The sequence below is a fragment of the Akkermansia sp. N21116 genome, assembly GCF_029854705.2.
In the GTDB taxonomy this organism is placed as follows: Bacteria; Verrucomicrobiota; Verrucomicrobiia; order Verrucomicrobiales; family Akkermansiaceae; genus Akkermansia.
The window spans coordinates 3,267,783-3,290,650 of the sequence record NZ_CP139035.1 but is presented as its reverse complement, the minus strand read 5'-3'; the positions used below and the strand labels follow the sequence as shown (position 1 = coordinate 3,290,650).

Below are 22,868 nucleotides of genomic sequence, written 5' to 3'. Positions count from 1 at the left end.
CATGAACAAGAAAGACCGCGCCCGCATTGTTGAAGAAGAACTGGAACTATCGGTTCCCGACCCTCAAATCCCACTGAAGCACAGGGATCCTTATACGCTTCTGGTGGCCGTCTTGTTATCCGCCCAATGCACGGATGCCAGGGTCAATCTTGTAACCCCCGAATTGTTTGCCCTGGCCGGCAATCCGTATGATATGGCGCGTCAGTCTCCTGAAACCGTACGGGAAATCATACGTTCGTGCGGTCTCTCCGATCGTAAGGCCAATTCGATTGTCGAGCTGAGTAAGATTCTGGTCGAACAATACGGAGGAAATGTCCCCGACAGTTTCGAGGCTTTGGAAAGCCTGCCGGGAGTAGGACATAAAACGGCCTCGGTGGTGATGGAGCAAGCGTTTCACATTCCGGCTTTTCCTGTGGATACCCACATTTTTCGTCTTGCTCGCCGATGGGGATTGAGCAAGGGCGGCACAGTGGAAAAAGTCGAAAGCGATCTCAAAAAGCTCTATCCGAAGGAGAAATGGGGTAGATTGCATCTGCAGATGGTGCTGTATGGCAGAAGTTTTTGTCCGGCCCGCGGATGCCGTCCCCCCTGTCCTGTGTGCCGGCGGCTGGAATTGAATGGATAATCTTTTCTTGGAAAAATCTACCCCCTTGTGAATTCGAAGCTTGCCAGACGGGGGGAAGAAAGGCTAAATACTTACCTATCTTTCGAATTAACAAGATTCCAATACTATGAAGCACCTCTTTACGATGGGTTATCGTGTTGCCGCCTTCACCTCTGTGGCTCTCGCGTCTTTCTCAATGTCAGCTTTTGCTCAGGATGCCGCCGAAGAGGCTGCTACGGGCGGAGTTGTGGAGAAGAACATGCTCGACAAGTGGATTGTCGACGGGGGCTGGACCATGATTCCGATCATTCTCATGCTGGCGGCCATTCTTTTCCTGGCCGTTTATAACATTATCGCTCTTCGCAAGGACAAGTTCTGTCCTGAAGATTTGAAGACGACCCTGCTTCAGTTGATGGCCGAATGCCGAGTGCGTTCCGCGATCGAAGTAGCTGCCGGCAGTCCCACCTATCTGGGTCGCCTGGTTGCCTATGCTCTGCCTAATGTGGACGCTACTCGTCCGGAAGATCTGGGACGTGACGCCGTAGAAGACGCTATCGCCGACTTTACCGCCAATGAGAGTCGTTCCCTTTTCAAGTGGATCAACATGCTTTCTCTTTGTGCCCAGATTTCCCCAATGCTCGGTTTGTTCGGTACGGTGCAGGGCATGGTTGAAGCTTTCGGCGTGCTGGCTGCAACCGGTCAGGCAGACCCCACCCAGTTGGCCGGTTCCATTTCCGTGGCTCTGTTGACGACCTTCTGGGGCTTGATCAACGCTATTATTGCGACGCCCTTCTTCTTCTTCCAGAAGAACATCGCCAACAGTAATGTTGCCGAATGCGTCGGTACCGTTCAGGAAATGGTCAACACCTCCATCAACGTGGTTAATGCTGAAGCTCAGCTGGCCCGTATCCCGGAAGGTTTGGCCTAAGCCAGCAAGGGCTCGTTTTCGAGGGGCAGCTCTGTTTGTAAGAGAGCAGAGCTGCAAGAACTCTAAAATTCTAGAAGATTTATATGAGTAAACTGAAAGGAATGATGCAGCCTCCCGAAGAGGATGGCCAGATGGACATGTCTCCCATGATTGACATGGTGTTCCTTCTTCTCATTTTCTTCGTCGTAAACGCTACCGCCATTACCGTCAAACGTGACAAGGCCGTTTCCGTGCCGGTTGCATCCAATTCCGGCGAGTTGAAATCCGCCAATGGTTGTATCGTCATTAACGTTTACGGTGAAAGCCGCCCGGATGGCATGTCAAGCGACATTCTTTGGGGCGACGATTCCGGCAAGGCTCTTCCGACTGAAGGAGATGTTCGCGAATATATTCACGGGAAAGCGGAATTGTTCAAAAAGGACAATTATCCGTTGAAGATTTATCTTCGCGGCGACAAGGTCTCTTTGTTCAAGAATGCCCGGACGATTATCCGCGTAGCAGGTACGGAAGGTATTTCCGACATTGTGTTCGGTGTATTGCCGACCCATAATTGAGATAATGTTTTCCAGGCAGACTTACCACTAACCAGTTTAAATACACAAGATGGCCAGACACAAAAAGATGGAGCCAGCCGAGGATGAAGATCCCAAGATGGATATTTCGTCCCTGATCGACTGTTGCTTCCTTCTGTTGATTTACTTCATCGTTGCTACGTCGATTGTTCAGGAACGCAAACTCGATATGAGCATGCCGGGCAACACGAACTCTGTATCGACAACACCGAATGCTGTTGAACCGGGCTTGGTGCGCGTTGACAACAACGGCGTGATCTACTGGGGCAAGCAGGACTCCCAGGTGATTGTTGATTCCGATCCGGATAACCATGAGTTGCCGACTCTTGTCGATTCCCTGACGAACCTCAAGCAAGCGGCCGAAGCTGTCGGCTCCAAGCCTGTTGTCCAGTTGTTTGTTGAAAATGGCGGCAAGCACCAACGCGTGATTGACGTCCTGAACGCTCTTTCCAAAGCCGGTATCAAGTCCGTCGCTTTGACGAACGTGCCGGAAGATAAATAAGAGACCGTTTCCAACAATAAAATCCAACAAGGCTGGCGGCCCGGGCCTCGGATGAAAGTATGTATGCGAGTGCGTGCTGGATACCGTGCCGGGGCCGCCTCCCCATTTAAGCGGGTGTTGCGAGGAACCCGCAGTTTGTCAACTCGCTCCGGACTGACAATTCGGAAAAGAATTTTTTCAGGATCCACGGATGGCAGGTTGTGGCATCGTATTTCCCAGATGGCGCTTGACCTCCTTCCTTCTCCTGCCTCATACTAATAGTGACTTAAAAAACCATGAAGAGATCGAAATACATTTCAACGCTTTCAGCGCTTACCCTTGCTTTGATGGGGATGACGCTGACGGAGTCTGCAATGGCACAGGGCGGCGGCCCTCCCACATATCAGAAAGATGCCATTGAAGCTATGAAAAAGGGACAATGGCAGGCCGCTCTTGTACCTATTGACAAGTGCCTGGAAACGTATGGTCCTCGTGCCAAATCGCTCGGATTCGGGGACGAATTCGGCTGGTTCTACTTCCAGAAGGGCATTTGCCTGATGAAAATGAAGGAATATGACAAGGCTATCCAGGCTTTTACGGATTGCTATACCAAGTTTCCCGGGGACAAAAACGAATTCCTTCGCGTTTCCCTGTACAGAATGGGTGAATGTCAGTTTTTGGCTAAAAAGTATGACGAAGCCATTGTAACTCTGGAAAAATTCCTGAAGGAACGCCGCAATACCGGGATGGATGCCAGGGTAAACGCCGGTCAGATATTCAGCATTATGGCCCAGTGCTATTTTCTGGGATCCAAGCCTTCATTCGAGAAGGGGATTGACGCGGTATCCAAATGCGTTGTCAATCGTTACAGGGGACAGGGGATTTCCGACGATTATCTCGTCAACGCGTTCCTGACCATGGTTCGTGCCGGGATCGATCAAGAGAATCCCCAGCCTGTAGTTGATTTCCTGAATGAGTATCCTTCCATTATTAATATGGGAGCAGCTCGTGTTGCTCCCTATGGACCCGAGTTGTTGAAACTCGCTTCCAGTGCCGCCGTCCGCATGGGGGATGCCCAGGATGCAGGGAAGGCCGATCTGGCTTTGGCCTATGCTCGCCTTGCCTTGGATTTGTACGGATTTGTCCCGAACATGGGCGACGTGAAGGCGGATGTAGCCGCTATTTCCAAGAGGATCGAACCGTTCAAGGAACGTGGAGGCATAGCCGATACGGCCACGATATATAGCCAGAAGACGCTTGATGCGGTTACCAAGACGTACGACAAGCTGGCCGATCAGAAGGTTGTCTTGGACGGTTATGCCTTGATGGGGCTTGCTTCCTCGTATTTGAACTATGGTTCGGTGCGTGCCGCCAATGCCATTTACAAGATTCTTGAAGAACAGTATCCCATGCTTAAAGAGCGTGAGACTAATCTTTACCAGTTGGCTATGACCACCTGGACGCTTGGCGATGTCAAGAGAGCTTCCGAGCTGGTGGAACAGCATATCAAGGAATTCCCTAATTCCAAGTATGCTAAAGTACTCAATACAATGTCCCTTGAAAAACTCCTCAAGGAAGGCAAATACGACGAATGTATCCAACAGGCTGTCAAGGTCAAGGAACTTAATGCCGATGATCCGACGGGTAAATTCTATATTCTTGCCAGTTATTGCGAACCTGTGGCCTACTTCCAGTTGAAGAAGTATAAGGAGGCCGTTCCCCTGTTTGAAGAATTCATCAAGAAGTATCCGGATAACGGCAGTTACACTCAGCAGTCGTTATTCTATCTGGCGTCTTCTCTGACATCCCTGGGACGCTGGAAGGAAGCTATTGAAGCGGATTCGGCTTATATCGAGAAGTATCCCGATTTCAAGGATAACCCCTTCATCGGAAATATGCTCTATGACCGTGCGTTCAACAATCTCCAGCTCCAGACAAAGGAAAACGATGCCCTTGCCTTGAAGGATTGCAAGACGATCATTGACAATCTCCCCGAATCGAAGGTGTATCCTCTGGCTCTTTTGCTGATGGGTAATATTTATTCTTCCGAGCCGTCCAAGATGGATGAGGCGAATGAATTCTATGTTAAGAGCTATGAAGCGGCCAAGAAGATCGGTAACAAGCGTTGCATGTCCGAAGCCGTGTATAATCTTGTCGCCAACTATGCCGGTGACGGCTCTCACCATAACGAAGAGCTGGCGAAGAAGTACTACGATATCTTCTGGGCCGACTGCGATGCGGAGAAGAATCCCTTTGCTCTCCAGACAGCCGTGGCCGGTATGGGGCTCTACAAGGACGGCAAGAAGCCGGAAGCTTTTGAAGCTGCCCGCAAGAAGCTTGCCGACATCATTGTTCGCGAAGGCCAGCTGGATTCCAAGAACCTCAAGGTGGAGCAAGCCGTCGGCAGCTACACGAAGTTCTATCTGGATGCGCATAAGGCTATGGGCAAGGAATTGACCCTCGACCAGGTGAAGGAACATTTCTACAACTTCCCCGGAGTCAGCAAGGACGATATTTCCCTCAAGACGATTTTGCGCACGGCCGTGATTGGCGTGTATCAGGATGAACTGGCACAGCTCAAGCCTGAAGAATCGGAGAAAAAGGCCATCTTGGAAGGGATTATCAGTGCTTTCTTCAAGGAGCTCAAGAATGACTATAAACCGTCGGATTTGACGCCTTACATTCTCCTGAAGCTCGGGACGTATATCGGTCAGACCGATCAGCCTCTTGAGGCTTTAGCATACTACGATGAGATTCTGAAGCGCAACAAGGGTTACAAGAAGGAAGCCAACTTCGGCAAGGCTATAGCCATGGGACGAAGCAGTGACAAGGGCAAGATCGACGAAGCGGTTAAGCTGATGAATGATGAGCTTGTCGCCGAACGCGCCAAACCTCAGCCGGACCGCAAGTCCATGGAAGAAGCCCAGATGTACATGGTGCGTTTCCAGTTGGGCAAGGAAGATTATCCCAAGGCTGCTGAAGAAGCGGAACGCTATCTGGCTGACAAATCCTACAACAAGTTCAAGCCTGAGGTCATGTTCAACCTTGGTATTGCCAATGTCAAGCAGGGCAAGATGGACCAGGCTATTGCGGCCTTCCTCAACCTGGTGAATAACTATAAGGGCATGATCAAGTGGTCTGCTCCGGCTCAGGAAGAGCTGATGAAGGCATTCTGGCAGAGGAATAATCCCCGAGTCGGTTTCGAAAAACAGTCCGACCGCTATATCGCATGGCAGAACGGTACGAATTACATCTCCGTTACCAAGCCGAATTTTATGAAGATGTCGGTGGATGAACGTAACAAGTGGCGCAAGGTCGAAGATCTTGTGAAGAAGTACGGTGCGGATCCCTCCGTCATGGAAGAACACCGTGATTACGAAGCTCGCAAGGCTGCCATCAAGGCGTCCCAGGGTAAATAAATGGTCAAATACTTACTAGAAAGCATAACAGATATGAAACGTTTTTCCATTCTCCTGTTGGCTGGCGCCTTTTCCTTGTCCGGACTTGCGTTCGGACAAGCGGCCGAACAACAGCCTTCTTTGAGAACGCGCGTCAAGTCCTCCGATCTGCCTAGCGGCGGAGCCACGGATATTTTCGTCGTTGGTGGCAACCGGGGGACGATCCTTTATAAACTCAATACCGTTCAGGTGGATCCGATGCAGTTGCCTTTCAACAAATTCGAGTACTTCTACATGATGGAACCGCCCGAATATTTATCTGCTTTGGAATCTTTCCAGAATAACAAATTGCAGGAAGCTCGCGCCAAGTTTGCTGCATTCAAGGATAAATACAAAGCGATCCTCGCCGTTCCGGACAACTATGTCCAGAAGGCTGCGTTCCTGGAATTGGAATGTGCCATTGAGATGCAGGACTGGCCTGCCGTAGCTGCACTGTACAAGGCGTTCCCACGGCAGGCGACTCCTCCGGCGGAAATGATTGTGTCTCTTGAGGCCATAGAGCCTCTTTCCAAGCTGGATGCCAAAGCATGGGCCGATGTGATTTCCGCTACAGGAACAATGCAGAAGCAGAAGAACAAGTGGAGTCTGAAGGATTCGGCCCGCATTGCCTATGCCAGAGGCGTTGCTTTGGCGGCAACAGGCAAGCCCCAGGAAGCCTTGGACGAGTTTGCACGCACGATTGTCGCTGAACACGGAGCCTATTCTCCTCTGGCTTCTGCTGCGTTGTTGCAGTCGGTGGATATTCTTGCCGCAGATCCGAAAGTTGTTGAATTCATGAAACATGAACCCCAAAAGAGCAACTTTGCCAAGGCTCCGCAGGCGTTTCGCGATGCAGCCGCTTTTGTGTATCTCCACAAGAATGTTCTTTTCCCCGAGATTAAAATGGATCCGAAGTACGATGCGTTCCTGAATGGGTATGAAACTCCTACGGAACGTGTTGCCCGTGAAGGTGTGCGTCCCAAACCCCAAAAGGAGGAGACTCCCAAGGAAGCCGGCAAGCCTGCCGCTCCCGCCAAGGATGCCAAAACCGCAGCTCCGGCTAAGGATGCCAAAGCGGCTCCGGCTAAGGCTCCCGCTAAGAAGAATAGCGGTAACAAGAAGAAATAAATTCCCGATCTGATTAAATGGTATCAGGGCCGTTTCTCCGGAGAGGAGAGGCGGCCCTGTTTAATTGGTGGAGGTTCAATGATGAGCAAAGAAGAAAACGCTAGGCCATTTGTGCAAGCCAGGCGGCATAGATATCGGGAGAAATCTCCGAAGGCTTGATTTCCGACCGGATACTCCAGAAAACAGCTGTATGCAGAACGGGGATGCCGCATGCTTCCAGGTGGGCGTCAATTGCGTTCTTATGGGCCAGGACGATGTCTTTTTCCATTCCATGGACGACGCCCATGATCTGGGCTCCGGCGAACGGTGCGCCTCCGGTTCTCCAATAGCAGTGGGTCATGCAGATATGACGACCGCATTCGGCTCCTGCCCGGGCTTCCATGCCTTCCGGGACAGTCCAGTGGAAAAGGCCGTTATAACGCGTCACGGGGCCGTCCGAGACTTTCTGTTGCATGTGTTCCAGGAAGGTTGCGAAGCGGCCGATGACTTTTTGATGGTCCAGTTTTTCAGCAATGGAGCAAAAGTGTTCCGTCGTCATGCCCAGGGAAGCTGCCCGGCGTTCCCATGGTTCTTCGGTGATTTCTTCATCGAGGAGTTCTTCCTTGAGCACGAGCAGGACTCTCCATTCCTCCGGAGTGAGGGAGGCGTGACGGGTTTCTTCCATGGCGGCGGGTTCGGGAGTCTTGTCTCCGGGTTTGAGACTGCGGCGTCTCATGTGACCTACGCCCAGGGCAAAGATGCCGCGGGCGGGTAATAGGACGAATTCCCGTGCACCGATGTGACGGGAGAGAACGGAGCAATGTCCTTCCAGCGTGTTGCAACCGACGGGAACTTTGAGAGTAGTCCAGAGTCTGAAGTTGCTTCCGGGAGTCGGTGCGTCCGTTGTTCGGAGGACAACGTGCCCTGTAAAAGGGTCTTCGTGCATAAGCCAGTCGAATGCATCATGGAGACGTTCTTCGGGGATATCCCAGGCGACAAGTGCTCCCTGGGCTAGTTTGGTTGCCAGCAGAGTTTGTCTGATACGGCGCACGACGCTAGCCTTTTTCATGGCTTTGAGACGTTCCAGGACGACGGGCAGTTCCAGTCTGCTTTGGCGGGCGATGGCATGAAAGGGATGGCGACGGAATCCGTCGATTCTATCTTCGGCGACGGAAAGCAAGGCCATGTTAACCGGATCTTCGGGGCTGACTGGGATGGAGTTCACGGTTGGATACTCTTCCTGCGAGAGATGAATTTGTCAAGTTGTTTTTAGATTAATTCCAAATTTGTGAATGAATCTTTATCTTTTGCCTATGTACGTCTGAATGGAGCGATAAAAGGATTTCGTTGCCATTCCAGAGCAATGGTTGTGGCGGGGCCATGTCCCGGGCAGATGATAGTTTCTGGCGGAAGGCTTCTCATGGCGGCGAGGATGTTGTGCATGGTTTGCTGTTCGTTTCCTCGGTATTTGCCAATGGAGCAGGCAAAGATGGAATCTCCAGGGAAGAAGAGAGGAGTACCCCGGTAGATAGTGAACCAGCCGATACCGTCCGGAGTGTGGCCGGCAAGGTCGAGAACAGTCCATTCCAGCCCGGCTATTTGCCGAGGCTGGGGATCGGGGCGTGTATTGGCTGGGTCATGGACAGGGACTTGGGAATAGGCATCCGTGCCTCCGGTGTGATCTCTGTGAAAGTGGGTGATGAGAATGGCCGCCGGAGTGTGCCCTCGGGTTGCTGCTATAAGTTGATCCGGAGAGAGTCCCGTATCAATAACGACGAGTCCTCCGTTGGCCGGAAGTGTCCAGATGTTGAGTGTCCATTCTCCAAAGGGTAGAATGTGTCTCTCCAGGCCATCGGGCAGAGGAATGGGAGGAATGGCATCGGGCATGGTCAGGAATGCTTGTGGATCCAGATGAAGGCGGGAGGAAAGAAAGTTCGGCCATTCTTCTGGAGTCTTGGGGAGTTCTTTGCGGTTAATCGCCATGTGTGACAGGGCTTTGGCAATCACATCTTTCCGCGTGTCTTCCAGAGGCAGGAGTTCGTCGGGTTCTGTCATGGCGGGGAATGAGAATGGGACGGGAATGAAAAACCCGGACATTGAACGAATGTCCGGGTTGAGATGAGGGGGAGGTGTTGTTATCCCGCCTGGTAGAGGGCTTTATTGTCGTACCTGGCGTCGTAGATGGCAAACTTCTCCCGGTGAAGCGTGGGATCGCTGCGGAAGATGAGGCGTCCGCTGTGCTTGCGCTCCAGCTCCATGAGGAGCTCCGAGTCTTCGTTCTTGAAGCGCGAGAGAACTTCGGAATTGACGACGATAACCATGTCGCCGACCGTGTCGTGGTATTTCTGGATAGCGGCATTGATTTGTCGCTGGATTTCCACGCTCATCGTCATGACGGATCTGATACGGCCGCGTCCGTTGCAGTAGGGACAAGGATCGTGGACGTATTCCCGGAGGCTTTCGTTGAGGCGCTGGCGGGTCATTTCCATCAGGCCGATGGGAGACATTTGAAGAACCTGGGTTTTGGCTTTGTCGCGCTTCATGCGGTCCTTCATCATCTTGTAAACGGCCATCTGGTCCTTGCGGTGGCGCATGTCGATGAAGTCCACGACGACGAGGCCGCCGATATTGCGCAGGCGTAGTTGGCGGGCGATTTCGGAGGCGGCTTCGAGGTTGGTTTCCAGAATGGTCTTGTCCAGGTCCTTGGAACCTTTGTTGCGGCCGGTGTTGACGTCGATGGCAATGAGGGCTTCCGTCTCGTCGATGACGAGATAGCCGCCGCAGGGCAGGAGTACCTGGCGCTGGAAGGCTTCATTGATCTGTTTCTGGATGCCGAGTTCTTCGAAGATCGGCAGGCGAACGGGGAAGTGCTGGATGTGGCGCTTGGCACGGCGGGAGATTTTGCCGGCGATGGCGCGCATGTTTTCAGTGGTTTCGAGATCGTCGCAGACGATGTTGTCCACGGCATCGGTCAGGAAATCGCGGGCGGTACGCTCGATCAGGTCCGGTTCCCGGTAGACATTGACGGGTGCCGGGTTGGCATCGCGCTTGGCTTCTACCTCATGCCACTGTTCCATGAGCATGGCCAGATCGCGGACGAAGTGGCGGTAGCGCTGGCCTTGGGCCACCGTGCGCATGATGATGCCCATGCCATCGGGGACATTGAGCTTCTGCATGATTTGACGCAGGCGGAGGCGTTCTTTGGGATCTTCGATCTTGCGGGAAATGCCGAACTGGTCCGTATAGGGCATCAGGACGAGGTAGCGTCCTGCCAGGGAAATATTCGTGGTGACTCGCGGTCCCTTGGTGCCAATGGGGCCTTTGGTGACCTGAACCATGATTTCCGAGCCGATCGGATAGATGTCCGGGATGTCCTTGGAGGTGATTTTTTTATGTTGTTTCTTGGGGCGGCCTTCTCGTTCGATTTCTTCGAGTCCGGAATCAAGTGCGGCGGGCAGGGCGTCCCAGAAGTGGAGGAATGCGTTTTTGTCTTGGCCGATATCGACGAACATGGCCTTCAGACCGGGTTCGATATTCTTGACCTTTCCTTTGAAGATGCCGCCGACGATGTTGTCTTCTCCTTCGCGTTCCAGGGTGTATTCTTCAAGGATTCCGTTTTCGAGAAGGGCGACGCGGCGTTCCAGTTTTTCCGCATTGATGACAATGGTAACACCTTCTTTGGGGTCACAGGACCCAAAGCCGAAGGCGCGTTTAATTTTTTTAAGCATTTTGAAAAGCACAGTTGTAAGGATATATGCTGGTTGTATGCAGGTATCCCGTTATGCGGTCCATGGGCGTTGTCGCCGTGATGGAGGATTGGTAACCGCAGGGCAAAGCGGACTGGGAATCCAACTCATGCCACTACCGCTTCACGGGAGTGTGCGATGAAACTATAAGATGAGATGATAGGATTCTATTGGGTTTCCGTCACATTGGTGAAGAAGTCCAGTTCCTGCAGGGCCTTGCCGGTACCTTCGGCGACGGCACTGAGGGGATCTTCAGCGATGTGGATGGGGAGTCCTGTCTGAACGTGCAAGAGTTCATCCAGGCCGCGGAGCAAACCTCCTCCGCCAGCCAGTACGATACCTCTGTCAACCAGGTCGGCTGCCAGTTCGGGGGGGCAGCGTTCCAGTGTCGTACGGACGGCGTTGACAATCGTATTCAATTGATCGGCGAGTGCTTCGCGTATTTCCTCGGATGTGATGACCACGGTCTTCGGAAGTCCCGCTACGAGGTCGCGGCCTTTGACTTCCATGGACAATTCCTTGGCCAGGGGATAGGCAGACCCGATGCGGATTTTGATGTCTTCGGCGGTACGTTCCCCGATCATGAGGTTGTACTGCCGTTTCATGTGGGAAATAATGGCGTCGTCGAGTTCGTCGCCCGCACAGCGGACGGAACGGCTGTAAACGATGCCGGAGAGGGAAATGAGCGCGACTTCGGTGGTTCCTCCGCCGATGTCGACGATCATGTTGCCGGCGGCTTCCTGAACGGGAAGACCAACTCCGATGGCTGCTGCCATGGGCTCTTCAATGAGATGGACCTTGCGGGCGCCGGCTGCCAGGGCGGATTCGATGACGGCCCTGCGTTCTACCTCCGTGATGCCGGATGGAATGGCGATGAGGACGCGGGGACGAAGGAAGCTGTGGCGAGTTGCCGCTTTTTTGATGAAATAACGGAGCATTTCCTCCGTGATGTAGAAATCGGCAATGACGCCGTCCTTCAGGGGACGGATGGCGGTGACGGACCCGGGCGTTCTGCCGAGCATGCGCTTGGCGTCATCACCGACGGCAAGCACCCTGTCTCCCTTGACGGCGACGACGGAAGGCTCCCTCATCACGATGCCCTGGTCCTTGACATTGACCAGGGTATTGGCCGTCCCCAAATCAATCCCTATGTCATAGGAAAAGAAATTGGTGAGCTTTTGTAGAAAAGAAGGCATAAAGTATTGATAGATAAAAATTCTCGACGTCTGGAATATCCGGCTTCCGGAGTGATTCCGTTTCAAGGGACTTGTCGGGAAGCCGGGAAATTGCTTGTAACGGTGATTAAACCGTTTCAGACGTCAAAACTATGAAAAGAGACGGGCCGCAGGTCAAGCCGAAGATGACAAATGACAGGATGATCGGGCGGTTTTTACCGGGGTGGAACAAATCATTGGACGGGAATGGGATTCCGAGCCGCCGGGAATTGTCTTCCGGGACGGAAAATATGCTTGAATCTTTCCGTCGTCATGGAATGAAATACGTTCTGCGACAAAGCCGCCCATAACATTATGTACAGGGATAAGTTCATCAATATTTTCTTTTGGATCCTCCGAGTGGGGACGGGGGTGTTTTTCCTGACGGTGGGCGGGATGAAGGCCATGCACCTGGATCGCTTGGAAGCGGACATCGACCGTTTTGATATTGTTCCCCATGACTGGGCCTGGCCGATGGCCTGCCTGGGTATTGCAGTGGAGCTTATCGTGGGCGGATGCCTTCTGTTCAAGAGGATGTATATGGGGGCTACGGCTTTGGGTGTAGCTTTGACCGGGGGGTTTGTCGCTATTTTCGTGCAGGGGTGGATACGCGGGTTATCTTTGTCCTGCAGTTGCCTGGGAGTCCAGCGCGAGGTGGATAATTATCCGTTTGAGGTGACGTGGCGCGTGCTGCTGCTTGGCGTGATGCTCTTGCTGTTCTGGGACGCCAACCATCGCGAGAAAGTGTACTTCAAGCCTGTCCGGCTGAATTTTAGCGATATCTGACGGGAGAAGTCTTCCTGTTTACGATGGTATTTCCCGAAGCCATGCCCGCTGTTGCAGAGCATCGGTTGCAGCGGCTACTTCGGCCTTGCGCTTGCTGGCTCCGAAACCGGAGCCGATCGGTATGCCGCGCCAGAGAGCGGTGGAGGAGAAGCGGCGGGGATCTCCGTCTGTTTGGTTGAGTTCCTTCGTTTCATAGGAAGGGGACTCGGGGAAGATGGTTTGCAGGGTGCTTTGCAGTTCGCCTTTGGGATTGTGTTCTCGGAGGTCGGAGGAAGCGGTGCGGATGGCTTCCTGAAGAATACGCAGAGCTATAGTCCGGGCTGTTTCATAATCGGAATCCAGAACGATGGCTCCGAAAACGGTTTCAAAGGTATTGGCGAGGTTGGAGAGCCGGACGCGTCCCCCGGTGCGTTCTTCTCCTTTGCCGAGAATGATGTATTTGTCAATTTCCAGCTTTAACGCCATGCGGTAGAAATGCTGGCGGCTGACGATGCGGGAACGCATGTGCGTCAGGACTCCTTCGGGGGCCTCGGGCAGGGCGTCGAAAAGTTCCCGACTGACGGCAAGTTCCAGTACTGCGTCTCCAAGAAATTCCAGGCGTTCATATGTGATGCGCGTCTTCGGGTTGGCCGAGGCGCTGGGGTGCATCATTGCCTGGACAAGCAGGGAGGGATTGTTGAAGGTATATCCCAGTTTTGCTTCCAGATCTGCGTAATCCATGGCTCAAGCGTAGGGCAGGTTCGCGAAGGACTCAAGCCTGGAAAGTTTCCAGATGCTGTCCCGAGAGTTTAAGGACGGGGAGCGGCGGTGCGGCGGTATCCATCCAGCCGAGGGTGGTGGTGGTGATGATACTCTGGGAATCGGCCGGCAGAGAGTTCATCAGGGCGTTGCGACGTGTGGTATCAAGTTCTCCGAAGACATCGTCGATCAAGTGGATGGGCGACATGCCCGTTTCTTCCTTCAGAAGGGAGGACTGCGCCATTTTCAGGGCGATGGCGATGGTGCGTTGTTGTCCCTCGGAGGCAAATTCCGCGGCACGCATGCCGTTGAGAGTGATGAGAATGTCATCCCGGTGTGGGCCTGTCTGGGTTTGTCCGGTACGGAGGTCGGAGCGAAGGGTGGCGGCGAGTTCTTCTGCAAAATCCCTGCGAACCGACGGAGCATAGGCGATCTCAATCTTTTCCGCTGTCCGGGTGATTCCGTGGCAGGCCTGGATGATGTGCGGGCGCAAGAGGTCGATGAGCTCCGCCCGGAGTGTGCCGAGCCTGGTTCCATGGTTGACGAGAGCGGCGGAATAAACCTCCCTCTGGGCCGTATCGGCAGGGCGGTGCTTGAGGAGGTGATTCCTCGTTTTCAGTACGCGGTTGTACCGGAAGAGCTCTTCCCGGTAGGCAGGGTGCCATTGCGTGCCAATAGCATCAAGGTATTTGCGTCGGGCATCCGCACTGGCTCGCACGAGTTCCATGTCCCTGTTGCCGAACCAGACGACGGGGAAGCTGTCTTCCAGGTAACTGCGCTGGTCGGTACGGCGGCACCCGTCTACTTGCAGATCGTGCTCGCTGCGGCTCCAGACGATACGGCGTGTTTGCGTACCGATGGTGCCGCGTACGCCCAGGCGTTCCGCTCCCTGGCGCATCATGACGGATGGACGCCCCGTGCGGGGTGAGACGAGGCGGAAGAGGAAGCAGACTGCTTCCAGAAGACTCGTCTTCCCTTCGGCGTTATTGCCGATGACGATGGCTCCTTGGGACGGAACATCCCATTGAAAATCAGCGTAGCAGCGGAAATCAAGCAAACGGAGCCGCGACAGGATCATGGCGGGAAACTATTCCTCAACGGGAAGGGCGCGGATGGCGTCCATCATTCGCTGGGCGAGGTGGGTGTATGCTTGTTTGCCCCTGGCATTGAGTTCTTCAGCGGTGAAGTCGATCGGGTCTCCGATCGTAATACTGACGGGATGGAACTTCATCCTGGCGGATCCGGCCGGCAGGATCTCCCGGGCGCCATGGATGCGCAGAGGTTGGACGGGAACTTTCGTTTTGCTGAGAATGAGGCCGACTCCGGCCATTCCTTCATGGATGGAACCGTCTTCCGTGCGCGCGCCTTCGGGGAAGACGAGGACGCGGTTGCCGGCTTTCAGGAGTCCGATGACTTGTTTGATGCTTTTGGGGTCCGGATTATCCTGGTCGATGGGAATAGCCTGGCACAGGGGAAGCCCCCATTTGAAAATGCTTTTGAAAAGCGTTTTCCGGGCGAAGAAGTAGATGCCTTCTTCGTAGCAGATTCCCAGCATGGGGGGGTCGACGAAGCTCTCGTGGTTGGAAACGATGAGAACCGGGCCTTCTTCGATGAGTTTTTCCCGGTGGATAACCTTGTGGGAGAAGAACGCGCGCGATGCCGACTTGAAGAGAGTATAGAAGAACCAGTAGAAGGAGTTCATAGAAGGGCCGTTTTGGTGCGGATATCGTCGACGATCATGGCGACGACTTGGTCAATCGTCAAGTCGGAGGTGTCGATCAGGCGGGCATCCGGAGCCTGCGTCAGCGGAGATGCCGCCCGGGAAGAATCCTTGCGGTCTCTTTCGGCGATGGAATCCTGCTGTCCCTGGGCTGCCCTCCGTGCCTGCCTGACTTCTTCCGAAGCAGTGACGAAGTATTTGAAGGGAGTGGAAGGAAAAACGACGGTTCCGATGTCGCGCCCTTCCATGACAACGGCTTCGCGGGTGTTGTATTCCCGCTGGCGGTTGACGAGGAGTTCCCGGACTTCCGGAATGGCGGCGATGGCGGAAACGTTGCTGTTGACTTCCGTGCCTGTGAGTTCGTCCGTCAATTCCCTGCCGTTGTAGAGGACGATGGAGACGGCGCCCTTCTTCCCGAATTCCAGGGGAGCTTCCGGCAGCAAGGCAATGACGGCTTGGGTATCGGCTGGGGAAATTCCCCGTGAGAGGACGTACCACGTCATGGCGCGGTACATGGCTCCGGTGTTAATGAATGTGTATCCCAGTTTTTCGGCGACGATTCGGGCGACGGTCGACTTGCCTGAAGCGGCGGGACCGTCGATAGCTATGGCGGGGAACATGGCAGGGTGTTGGAAATGCAGAGTGCGGGGAGATCGGGAAGTCTTATTGGGGCTTGGCATCCAGGACAATGACCTGGAAGGGCTGGAGGGTCAGCGTGACGGTTTCTCCGGCCTTCATGGATGTGATGCCGGTGTTGCTTCCGTTGGGTGAGGAAACGGAAAATGTCGTTACGGCTCCGGCAGGAAGTTCGAAAACGGCTGCCGGATCAAACGAGAATGTCTGAACCTGGGCGGACGGGTTGCGGAGGCCGACAATGCCCTGCTTCGGAGACCAGGAGGCCCAGCCGTACACGTCCAGTTTGGCCGGGTTGCCGCCGATCCAGTGGGTGTCGACGAGGGTGGCTTCATTGGCGCGGGCCCATTTGACGGCGTTGGCGAGGTCATCCCAGTTCTTGTCCGTCATCAGGGACGGGCTGATGTAGATTTCCTGCATTTGGGTGCCGTAGGCCATTCCGGACCAGATTTCGTTGGCGAGGTCGTTACCGGGGTCGGTATTGAGCTGGCGGGCTTTGGTGGCATAGATGATGCCGTGGGTCATCAGAGAATTGATCGGGAAGAGCGGAGCCTTGACGACATTGTTGTTGTAGATATTGGCGTCGCGGAAGGTCATCCACTTGTTGCGGTTGGAGCCGACGCCTACGAATTCGTGATCCCAGCCGTCGCGCCAGATGGAATCCGCAATGCTGAACCAGAAGGGCGAAGGCCAGGTTCCTGTCGTGAGGTTGATGTAGATGTCCGGGCGTTCCTTGCGGAGTTCTTCAATCAGGGAGATTACGGCCTGGAAGTCGCTGGTAAACCTGCTGCCGGGCAGGTTGCGTTCTTTGGTGGAGGTCCCGTCGAGCTTGAAGTGGTTGATGCCGTTTTCGCGGATCATCTTCAGGCACATGTTCTTAAAGTGGTTGTAGTACTTGGGGCCGGCGAGGCAGAATCCTTCTTTGACAACTTCGAATCCCTTGTCTTTGGCTGCATTGATGCGGCTATCCTTGGGCCCGCCGTAACCTCCCCACGGGGAGAACCAGACGCCGGGGCCGGAACCGATTTCTTCGGCGGCTTTGCGAACGTTTCTGAATTCCTCTGGCCATCCCTTGTGGAAGCCCCAAAGGGTAGAGACGTCGTCCCATCCGTCGTCCATCAACATGGAGTCCAACTTGACGCCGCGTTTCTTGACGAGTTCATCGCCGAATTTCTTAATCGTTTCAATGGCTTCCTTTTCACTGTAACGGTTGAAGAACCCCAGGTCGTACCAAGTGTTGTAGTTCAGGTAGAGAGAGTAGGGCCTGGCGCGTTCCTCATTGATGTAGGAGAGCTGGAAGGTACGGCGGAGCTGCCCGGGAGCGGCGACGCCGAGGACGGCGGAGACTTCTGTGGAGGAGTGTCCGGGGAGGTCGAGTTGCTTGTTAATGGCGCAGACGATGCGGTCATCTCCTTCGACGTAGTTATTGCCTAGAGGGGATTCGATGCCGGTGAAAAGTTTCCCGTTGGAAGCGGTAATCGGAGAACCCTTGACGGAGCCGCGGACAATCGGATCGGGAGCCGAGAAGTCCAGTACCCGGATTTCCCGGACGGAATGTCCCTGGTGGCGGCAGTGTACGGTGACGAAAATACGGACGTAGGGAGCGTCTTCCCGCAATTCCGCCTTCCACTCCGGCTGAAGACCGTTGTCGGCAATGGCGAATTTCATCGTAGCTTGCACTCCGGGCTTGCGGTCTACAAGGCGACGGGCCTGGGGGGCGGCGGCGATGGGCGTGATTTCGAAGCCTTCCGGGATGAAATCAGCGGGGGACAGATAGACGAATTTGTTCTTTGTCGTCGGATCGGGCTTGATGAGTGCCTTGCTTTCGACCGGATCCTCGGCTTCTGTGTCGATGCCGAGACGGAAAAGATTGGGTTTCAGGTCATAGGTGGCGCCGTTGACCTTATCGATGAATTCTCCTCCGGTAACTGTATTGTCGGCGATGGTCACCTTCAGGGCGACATGGTTGTTGGAGAGGATGAGAGTTTGCCCGTGAACTGCCGGCTCGATTTGGGAAACGAGGTGGGATGTCTCAAGAGAGTTTTGTGCGAATGCGGACGGAAGACCGAGACTAAGCCCTAAAATGGAATAGAGGAAAATTTTTTTCATGGCGTTGAGGCATAAGCCAATTGTCGTTCACACTATGGATCAATGAGGCGAAAAAGCAAGCGAGGGTTCTGTCCTCTTGGATAAAAAGAGGTTTCCTTTTGTTCGGCAATAAGGTAAATAGTGCCCTATGCCTGAGGCTGCGAGTCAAAAAATGGTGGATTTGAAAGATCTCCTTGGCGATAACGTCCGCGTTCCTTCGCTTGTGCTTTCTTCCGCTGAAAAGTTGCTGGGTCTGGAACGGCTGAACATTGCCTATGATAAGATATCCCGGGATCTTGCCAAGGAAGGAACGACCGATAATTTCTTTGATTTGTCCATCAAACACCTGAATCTGAAATACCAGCTCAGGCCGGGAGAGCTGGAGCGCATTCCGAAAAAGGGCCCCGTCGTCGTGGTGGCCAACCATCCGCATGGTTTGTCCGACGGTTTGATGATCGGGCAGTTGCTGACCCGCGTCCGAAATGATGTCCGTCTGGTTGCCAACGAACAGTTGACGCTTTGCAAGCATCTGGAACCCTGGATGATTACCGTCGATGTGTATGATGGTCCCGAAGCTCGGAGGAGGAATATGGCCGGAATCAAAAAGATGCTCTCATGGTTGGGCCAGGGTGGTTTGATCGCTCTTTTCCCTGCGGGGACGGCATCTAGTTATTCCATCCCTGACAAGCGGGTGACCGACGACGAATGGAACCGCAACATTGCCTCAATTATCCGACGTACCAATGCGACGGTGGTGCCGCTGTACATTCCCGGCAGGACGAGCCTGTTTTTTCAGGGGATTACCCTGATCAACAAGGAAGCCCGCGTGCCCTTCCTGGCTCGCGAAGTCGGGCGCGACAGCCGGCGCGTTCATAAAATCGTCATCGGGAAGCCTCTGTCCGGCTCTTCGTTAAGCCAGTACGAGTCAGATGAGGCCCTTATGTCCCACCTGCGCCTCAGGACTTACCTGATGGGGAGGAATTACGAGAAATCCCGCAAGCCGTATATCGCCAAGCATGGTTCCCGCAAGAGGCGTCTTGCTCCGTTGATTCCGCCTGTGCCGCGCGAGGAACTGGAACGCGAAGTCGCGGCTTTGCCTGCCGAATGCAGGCTCGTTCATCAGGAGGACGGAGACTGGTCTGTGTATGTGGCGGAAGCCAGCCGCATTCCTAATCTTTTGAAGGAAATAGGGCGTTTGCGCGAATGGACGTTCCGCGAAGCGGGAGAGGGTTCCGGCTTGTCCTGCGACCTGGATGAATTCGACGGACATTACCTGCACCTTTTCCTGTGGGATAAAACCAACGGCAAGGTGGCTGGAGCCTACCGGATGGGGTTGACTGATGAAATTTTTGACCGTTTCGGAACGAAAGGCCTTTATAACGGAGGCTTTTTCCAGTTTTCTCCCGACATTCAGCAAGTCTTAAGGAAAGGGCTGGAAATGGGGAGAGCGTTTATTACGCCGGAATATCAGCGTAAACCCCTTGCCCTGGGACTTATCTGGGTCGGGATCGGGCAGTTCATGGTGCATAATCCCCGATACAGGTATTTATACGGTACGGTAAGCATTTCCCGCGACTATACGAATCTCTCCCGTTCTCTCATCGTTTCCTATTTGGAAGCCCGAGAAATGGATTTCCAGTTGAGCACGGGGGTTAAGGCTTTTCATCCGCCGCATCGCCTTCGTTTGAAAGGCCCCGAATTGAAAATTCTCCCCGTGGGATTGACCGATCCCCAGGGTTTGTCCCAGCTTGTTTCCGATATCGAACAGGATGGCAAGGGGATACCTGTCCTGCTGCGGCAGTACCTGCGTTTGAACGGCAAAATCCTGTCCTTCAGCATCGACAAATCTTTTGGAGATGTGCTGGATTGCCTGATACTCGTCGATATATACAAAACGCCCGAGCGCTCGATCAAGCGCTACATGGGCAAGGAAACGTACGAGGAACTTCTTCCCTTCATCAATGAAGCACAAGAGGAAGGATGATAAGTAGGACCGATTGTAATCGATAAAGAGTAAGGTTTCCAAGCTCGTCCGGAATGATTGCACAAGACCGTTACGCGAAGCGGTTCGAAACGTGGAGCGGATGCCCCCGGCATTGACAAGCTCCTCGTTCGGATCGGTGAAGCAGGAAGCGATCTTTTCGGACACTCGGGGAAGATGCCTCCCGCAGAATGTATATCTTTTCTGAGGGAGGCGAGATGTTTCCTATTCTCTCTCTGAGGATAACGGAGTATAGTCCGGTCCGGAACCCGGCGGGGCGAAGCCCTGAAACAAGTTGTTTTGTGTGGAGAAAATAAAAATATTTGGCAATGAGGAAAAATACTCTTGGTGTTTTATTCCGATGGGTGTAGTCTGTCTTCCAGACAACGGTGTCTGTTTTATTCGAAATTGGGTAATTCTAATCCCGGACCTTCGGGAGCACATTTAAGAAAATTCAGAATGCCTGTCGAATGAAAATATGAACACAAAAATGTATGTAGGGAATTTGTCCTTTGATGCAGCTGAAGAAGACTTGAGAGATTTGTTCGGCGCTCATGGTGAAGTAACGGAAGTATTTATGCCCACGGATCGCGACTCCGGTCGTCCCAGAGGATTTGCTTTTGTCTCCATGGAGTCGGCAGATGGCATGAACGCTGCCATCGAAACTCTGAACGGGCAGGAATACATGGGCCGCGCTCTGATTGTCAACGAAGCAAAACCGCAGGTCAGCAATGGCGGCGGCGGTTACCGTGATCGCGGTAACGGCGGCAGCGGATACCGCGGTGCCGGACGTCGTGATGACAACGGCTATGGCCGTGGCGGACGCGGTGGACGCCGCTAAGAGCATTTCTGCTGCGCAAGGGTATGAATGTGCCCTTGCTTCTATCTTTTTCATGAGGTTGAGTACATTCAAGTACTCAGCCTCATTTTATATCCACTGTTGCAATTGATACTCGGACAATCAGGAAGAGAAAATTCCTCAGGAGACGGTGAAAATTCCGTCGTTATCGATGAACATGTATGCTTTTTGGATTCCGCTGGTTATAAATAAACTGTCGGGCTCCTTTTGAAATCTCCTTGGCATAATTCAGGTTTTTTCCCCTGATCGCTGTTGAGGACGGACGTAGACGATCATCTTGAGTTGCGGATGCCAGGGTTGCCTGATGTAGATGATGAGGCATCCGGTTTGGCGATCAAGGTGATGCCTCGGATGGCATTATTTATTTCAGGGAACAGAGGAATGGAGCCAATGTACTGAAGTTCATTTTCCTGGATGGTTTATAGGTCTCTTTTTAAACAATAAACCTAGACTCTAGTTCCATAAGATGAAACTGGGAGCAATGCGATATATAACACATGGATCATTTTGTCCTTCCTTCCCTCCCTTCATGCTTAGTTACAGATAATTGTATTTGTTTCTACATCCAGAATTTCACGAGAAGATGGATGCTTGAGCCATAGAATTCGGTAGTATCTGTCAGTGATTTTTAGAAGATGTCCTATGTCATGGTGATAGACGATAAACAGATATCCTTCTTTCAAGTTGATAACAGATTCCTGCTTCCAATTGGGATGTGTGATTGTAACAGTATTGGCCCGGCCTCTTGTTTTTTGAGGAAACATGAAAAGTTTTCGTCTTCCTTCTGCCTTGATTCTTGTATCAAGATCTTCCGAGTCATAGAAAAATAAGGTATGCTCATCATCCATACTGATCATGTGGATGTGTTCGGAATGGCTTTTTCGGAAAAGACCCAGATAGAATTCATCCAAATGGAGAGGAACCGATAGTTTATTGTTGCAAATAATAGCAATTTCTTCTCGGTAAGTTTCGTAGAGTTTTCTGAAAATACTGCTTTTCCCTCCATAAAATCCTCCCCCGCCAAGCTCTTCCCCCCAGCTGACATTGATCATCACAAACTCATGCTGAAAGAAATCGTAGTAATCACCAATGGCAAAATCAGCATCGATAAAATAAATGTAATCATATTGATCCCATAAATTGAATTGATCAAAATGCTCTCCGATGACGTTGTTTTTCAACATCGGACTGTAAGGCCACAGGATACCCTGGTAAGGATGGCTTTGGACGCCATCAATAGCCTCAGATTGATCGGTAAATAGTAGAAAATCCACATTCCGCCCATTCATAAAATACTCCCTGTTATAAGGAAGATAGCGTTTTACGGATTCAAAATAAATGGGGTCTTTTCCCGTCGCGATTGTACAGAGAGCTATTTTCATAATGATTTTCCGAATTTGTTACTAGCCAGCCTATCTGGTGATAGATGATGGTATGATGGATCATGAATTCCACATTGTTTCTTTGCATTTTGATGGTCTATATCCTCTTACGACCGCTATATATCCTATTGTTTCTTTCATGATACGGGATCCTTTCTTATATTATTCTAATTTATCTGCAGCATAGATTACATATATAACAGATCTATTTTTTATGAGCTATTTTACACCAATCGCTGTCTCTAATTTTGGTGAATTTTCCATAAAGCATTACGTGATCTATCGTGAAAAAATCATATTTTTTAATATTTTCTTTTGTGTAAAATACAGATAATAATTTTTTGACGTTTGCGTCTTTGATTTTTTGTGATGTGTCGTATATTAAAATGTGCATGTCTTCATCTACCAAAATAGCTAAATTTCTTGGTTTAAATGGGTTAATGGAATTATCATATTCGAGTATTAATATTTTTTTACCATTTGATCCAAAAAAACAAATTCTGGATTGTTTTTTCTTGCTTCGCTGAAATTTATTTCATTTGATAATTTATCAAGATAATAATCGGCAATATACGTATTGTATATAATACCC

General features: G+C 52.3%; 19 protein-coding genes. 9 read left to right on the top strand and 10 right to left on the bottom strand.

Features of this window, described 5'->3' with window-relative positions; translation table 11 throughout:
• The first annotated feature begins 1 nt into the window (after nt 1).
• The 6 genes from nth (at nt 2) to QET93_RS12365 (ending at nt 7,150) form a co-directional block, all read left to right on the top strand.
• Complete coding sequence (nth, locus tag QET93_RS12390; RefSeq protein WP_280127393.1) at nt 2–625, top strand: endonuclease III; 624 nt, start codon at nt 2–4, stop codon at nt 623–625.
• A gap of 106 nt (nt 626–731) precedes the next feature.
• The gene (locus tag QET93_RS12385) at nt 732–1,532 is read left to right on the top strand and encodes a MotA/TolQ/ExbB proton channel family protein (RefSeq protein WP_280132446.1); all 801 of its coding nucleotides are present in this window, start codon (nt 732–734) and stop codon (nt 1,530–1,532) included.
• A gap of 83 nt (nt 1,533–1,615) precedes the next feature.
• The gene (locus QET93_RS12380; protein ID WP_280127391.1) at nt 1,616–2,086 is read left to right on the top strand and encodes a biopolymer transporter ExbD; all 471 of its coding nucleotides are present in this window, start codon (nt 1,616–1,618) and stop codon (nt 2,084–2,086) included.
• Nucleotides 2,087–2,135: 49 nt separating this feature from the next.
• On the top strand, nt 2,136–2,606 hold the full coding sequence (locus QET93_RS12375) for a biopolymer transporter ExbD (protein WP_280127390.1): 471 nt from the start codon (nt 2,136–2,138) through the stop codon (nt 2,604–2,606).
• A 275-nt stretch (nt 2,607–2,881) separates the two neighbouring features.
• Nucleotides 2,882–6,004: a tetratricopeptide repeat protein gene (locus tag QET93_RS12370; protein ID WP_280132445.1), complete on the top strand. Its 3,123-nt coding sequence runs from the start codon at nt 2,882–2,884 to the stop codon at nt 6,002–6,004.
• A 33-nt stretch (nt 6,005–6,037) separates the two neighbouring features.
• Nucleotides 6,038–7,150: a hypothetical protein gene (locus tag QET93_RS12365; RefSeq protein ID WP_280132444.1), complete on the top strand. Its 1,113-nt coding sequence runs from the start codon at nt 6,038–6,040 to the stop codon at nt 7,148–7,150.
• Nucleotides 7,151–7,250: 100 nt separating this feature from the next.
• Here the strand turns inward: QET93_RS12365 and QET93_RS12360 are convergent, their stop codons facing one another.
• From QET93_RS12360 to QET93_RS12345, 4 genes are all read right to left on the bottom strand, one after another.
• On the bottom strand, nt 7,251–8,354 hold the full coding sequence (locus QET93_RS12360) for an Lrp/AsnC family transcriptional regulator (RefSeq protein WP_280132443.1): 1,104 nt from the start codon (nt 8,352–8,354) through the stop codon (nt 7,251–7,253).
• A gap of 86 nt (nt 8,355–8,440) precedes the next feature.
• Nucleotides 8,441–9,184, bottom strand: coding sequence for an MBL fold metallo-hydrolase (locus QET93_RS12355; protein ID WP_280127386.1), 744 nt, complete (start codon nt 9,182–9,184; stop codon nt 8,441–8,443).
• Between the two features lie 80 nt (nt 9,185–9,264).
• Nucleotides 9,265–10,857, bottom strand: a complete 1,593-nt coding sequence (locus QET93_RS12350; RefSeq protein ID WP_280127385.1) for an Rne/Rng family ribonuclease — start codon at nt 10,855–10,857, stop codon at nt 9,265–9,267.
• A gap of 185 nt (nt 10,858–11,042) precedes the next feature.
• Nucleotides 11,043–12,071 carry a rod shape-determining protein gene (locus tag QET93_RS12345; RefSeq protein ID WP_280127384.1) on the bottom strand — a complete coding sequence of 343 codons (1,029 nt, stop codon included), beginning with the start codon at nt 12,069–12,071 and terminating at the stop codon, nt 11,043–11,045.
• 333 nt (nt 12,072–12,404) lie between these two features.
• On the opposite strand from QET93_RS12345, the gene QET93_RS12340 reads away from it, so the two are divergent.
• Complete coding sequence (locus QET93_RS12340) at nt 12,405–12,875, top strand: MauE/DoxX family redox-associated membrane protein (RefSeq protein WP_280132442.1); 471 nt, start codon at nt 12,405–12,407, stop codon at nt 12,873–12,875.
• An 18-nt stretch (nt 12,876–12,893) separates the two neighbouring features.
• On the opposite strand, the gene rnc is transcribed toward QET93_RS12340, so the two are convergent.
• From rnc to QET93_RS12315, 5 genes are read right to left on the bottom strand one after another with little or no spacing between them, the layout of a single operon-like run.
• Nucleotides 12,894–13,595, bottom strand: coding sequence for a ribonuclease III (rnc, locus tag QET93_RS12335; RefSeq protein WP_280127382.1), 702 nt, complete (start codon nt 13,593–13,595; stop codon nt 12,894–12,896).
• Between the two features lie 31 nt (nt 13,596–13,626).
• Nucleotides 13,627–14,691, bottom strand: coding sequence for a DNA replication and repair protein RecF (gene recF, locus QET93_RS12330; RefSeq protein ID WP_280127381.1), 1,065 nt, complete (start codon nt 14,689–14,691; stop codon nt 13,627–13,629).
• 9 nt (nt 14,692–14,700) lie between these two features.
• Nucleotides 14,701–15,315, bottom strand: coding sequence for a lysophospholipid acyltransferase family protein (locus QET93_RS12325; RefSeq protein ID WP_280132441.1), 615 nt, complete (start codon nt 15,313–15,315; stop codon nt 14,701–14,703).
• On the bottom strand, nt 15,312–15,953 hold the full coding sequence (gene cmk / locus QET93_RS12320; protein ID WP_280132440.1) for a (d)CMP kinase: 642 nt from the start codon (nt 15,951–15,953) through the stop codon (nt 15,312–15,314). Before cmk ends, QET93_RS12325 begins: the two co-directional genes overlap by 4 nt.
• A gap of 43 nt (nt 15,954–15,996) precedes the next feature.
• Nucleotides 15,997–18,075, bottom strand: a complete 2,079-nt coding sequence (locus QET93_RS12315; RefSeq protein ID WP_280132439.1) for an enterotoxin — start codon at nt 18,073–18,075, stop codon at nt 15,997–15,999.
• A 127-nt stretch (nt 18,076–18,202) separates the two neighbouring features.
• Here QET93_RS12315 and QET93_RS12310 point away from each other — a divergent pair, with 127 nt between their 5' ends.
• Both QET93_RS12310 and QET93_RS12305 read left to right on the top strand, forming a co-directional pair.
• The gene (locus QET93_RS12310) at nt 18,203–20,038 is read left to right on the top strand and encodes a lysophospholipid acyltransferase family protein (protein ID WP_280132438.1); all 1,836 of its coding nucleotides are present in this window, start codon (nt 18,203–18,205) and stop codon (nt 20,036–20,038) included.
• A 475-nt stretch (nt 20,039–20,513) separates the two neighbouring features.
• On the top strand, nt 20,514–20,876 hold the full coding sequence (locus QET93_RS12305) for an RNA-binding protein (protein ID WP_280132437.1): 363 nt from the start codon (nt 20,514–20,516) through the stop codon (nt 20,874–20,876).
• A gap of 551 nt (nt 20,877–21,427) precedes the next feature.
• On the opposite strand, the gene QET93_RS12300 is transcribed toward QET93_RS12305, so the two are convergent.
• Complete coding sequence (locus QET93_RS12300) at nt 21,428–22,276, bottom strand: hypothetical protein (RefSeq protein ID WP_280132436.1); 849 nt, start codon at nt 22,274–22,276, stop codon at nt 21,428–21,430.
• Nucleotides 22,277–22,868: the final 592 nt, after the last annotated feature.

What these genes read in the sequence shown, in the direction of transcription:
- QET93_RS12300 (WP_280132436.1), bottom strand. Translation starts at nt 22,276, where the DNA reads ATGAAAATAGCTCTCTGTACAATCGCGACGGGAAAAGACCCCATTTAT.
- QET93_RS12380 (WP_280127391.1), top strand. Translation starts at nt 1,616, where the DNA reads ATGAGTAAACTGAAAGGAATGATGCAGCCTCCCGAAGAGGATGGCCAG.
- QET93_RS12305 (WP_280132437.1), top strand. Translation starts at nt 20,514, where the DNA reads ATGAACACAAAAATGTATGTAGGGAATTTGTCCTTTGATGCAGCTGAA.
- nth (WP_280127393.1), top strand. Translation starts at nt 2, where the DNA reads ATGAACAAGAAAGACCGCGCCCGCATTGTTGAAGAAGAACTGGAACTA.
- cmk (WP_280132440.1), bottom strand. Translation starts at nt 15,953, where the DNA reads ATGTTCCCCGCCATAGCTATCGACGGTCCCGCCGCTTCAGGCAAGTCG.
- rnc (WP_280127382.1), bottom strand. Translation starts at nt 13,595, where the DNA reads ATGGATTACGCAGATCTGGAAGCAAAACTGGGATATACCTTCAACAAT.
- QET93_RS12315 (WP_280132439.1), bottom strand. Translation starts at nt 18,075, where the DNA reads ATGAAAAAAATTTTCCTCTATTCCATTTTAGGGCTTAGTCTCGGTCTT.
- QET93_RS12365 (WP_280132444.1), top strand. Translation starts at nt 6,038, where the DNA reads ATGAAACGTTTTTCCATTCTCCTGTTGGCTGGCGCCTTTTCCTTGTCC.
- QET93_RS12370 (WP_280132445.1), top strand. Translation starts at nt 2,882, where the DNA reads ATGAAGAGATCGAAATACATTTCAACGCTTTCAGCGCTTACCCTTGCT.
- QET93_RS12340 (WP_280132442.1), top strand. Translation starts at nt 12,405, where the DNA reads ATGTACAGGGATAAGTTCATCAATATTTTCTTTTGGATCCTCCGAGTG.
- QET93_RS12375 (WP_280127390.1), top strand. Translation starts at nt 2,136, where the DNA reads ATGGCCAGACACAAAAAGATGGAGCCAGCCGAGGATGAAGATCCCAAG.
- QET93_RS12310 (WP_280132438.1), top strand. Translation starts at nt 18,203, where the DNA reads ATGCCTGAGGCTGCGAGTCAAAAAATGGTGGATTTGAAAGATCTCCTT.
- QET93_RS12355 (WP_280127386.1), bottom strand. Translation starts at nt 9,184, where the DNA reads ATGACAGAACCCGACGAACTCCTGCCTCTGGAAGACACGCGGAAAGAT.
- QET93_RS12345 (WP_280127384.1), bottom strand. Translation starts at nt 12,071, where the DNA reads ATGCCTTCTTTTCTACAAAAGCTCACCAATTTCTTTTCCTATGACATA.
- recF (WP_280127381.1), bottom strand. Translation starts at nt 14,691, where the DNA reads ATGATCCTGTCGCGGCTCCGTTTGCTTGATTTCCGCTGCTACGCTGAT.
- QET93_RS12385 (WP_280132446.1), top strand. Translation starts at nt 732, where the DNA reads ATGAAGCACCTCTTTACGATGGGTTATCGTGTTGCCGCCTTCACCTCT.
- QET93_RS12350 (WP_280127385.1), bottom strand. Translation starts at nt 10,857, where the DNA reads ATGCTTAAAAAAATTAAACGCGCCTTCGGCTTTGGGTCCTGTGACCCC.
- QET93_RS12325 (WP_280132441.1), bottom strand. Translation starts at nt 15,315, where the DNA reads ATGAACTCCTTCTACTGGTTCTTCTATACTCTCTTCAAGTCGGCATCG.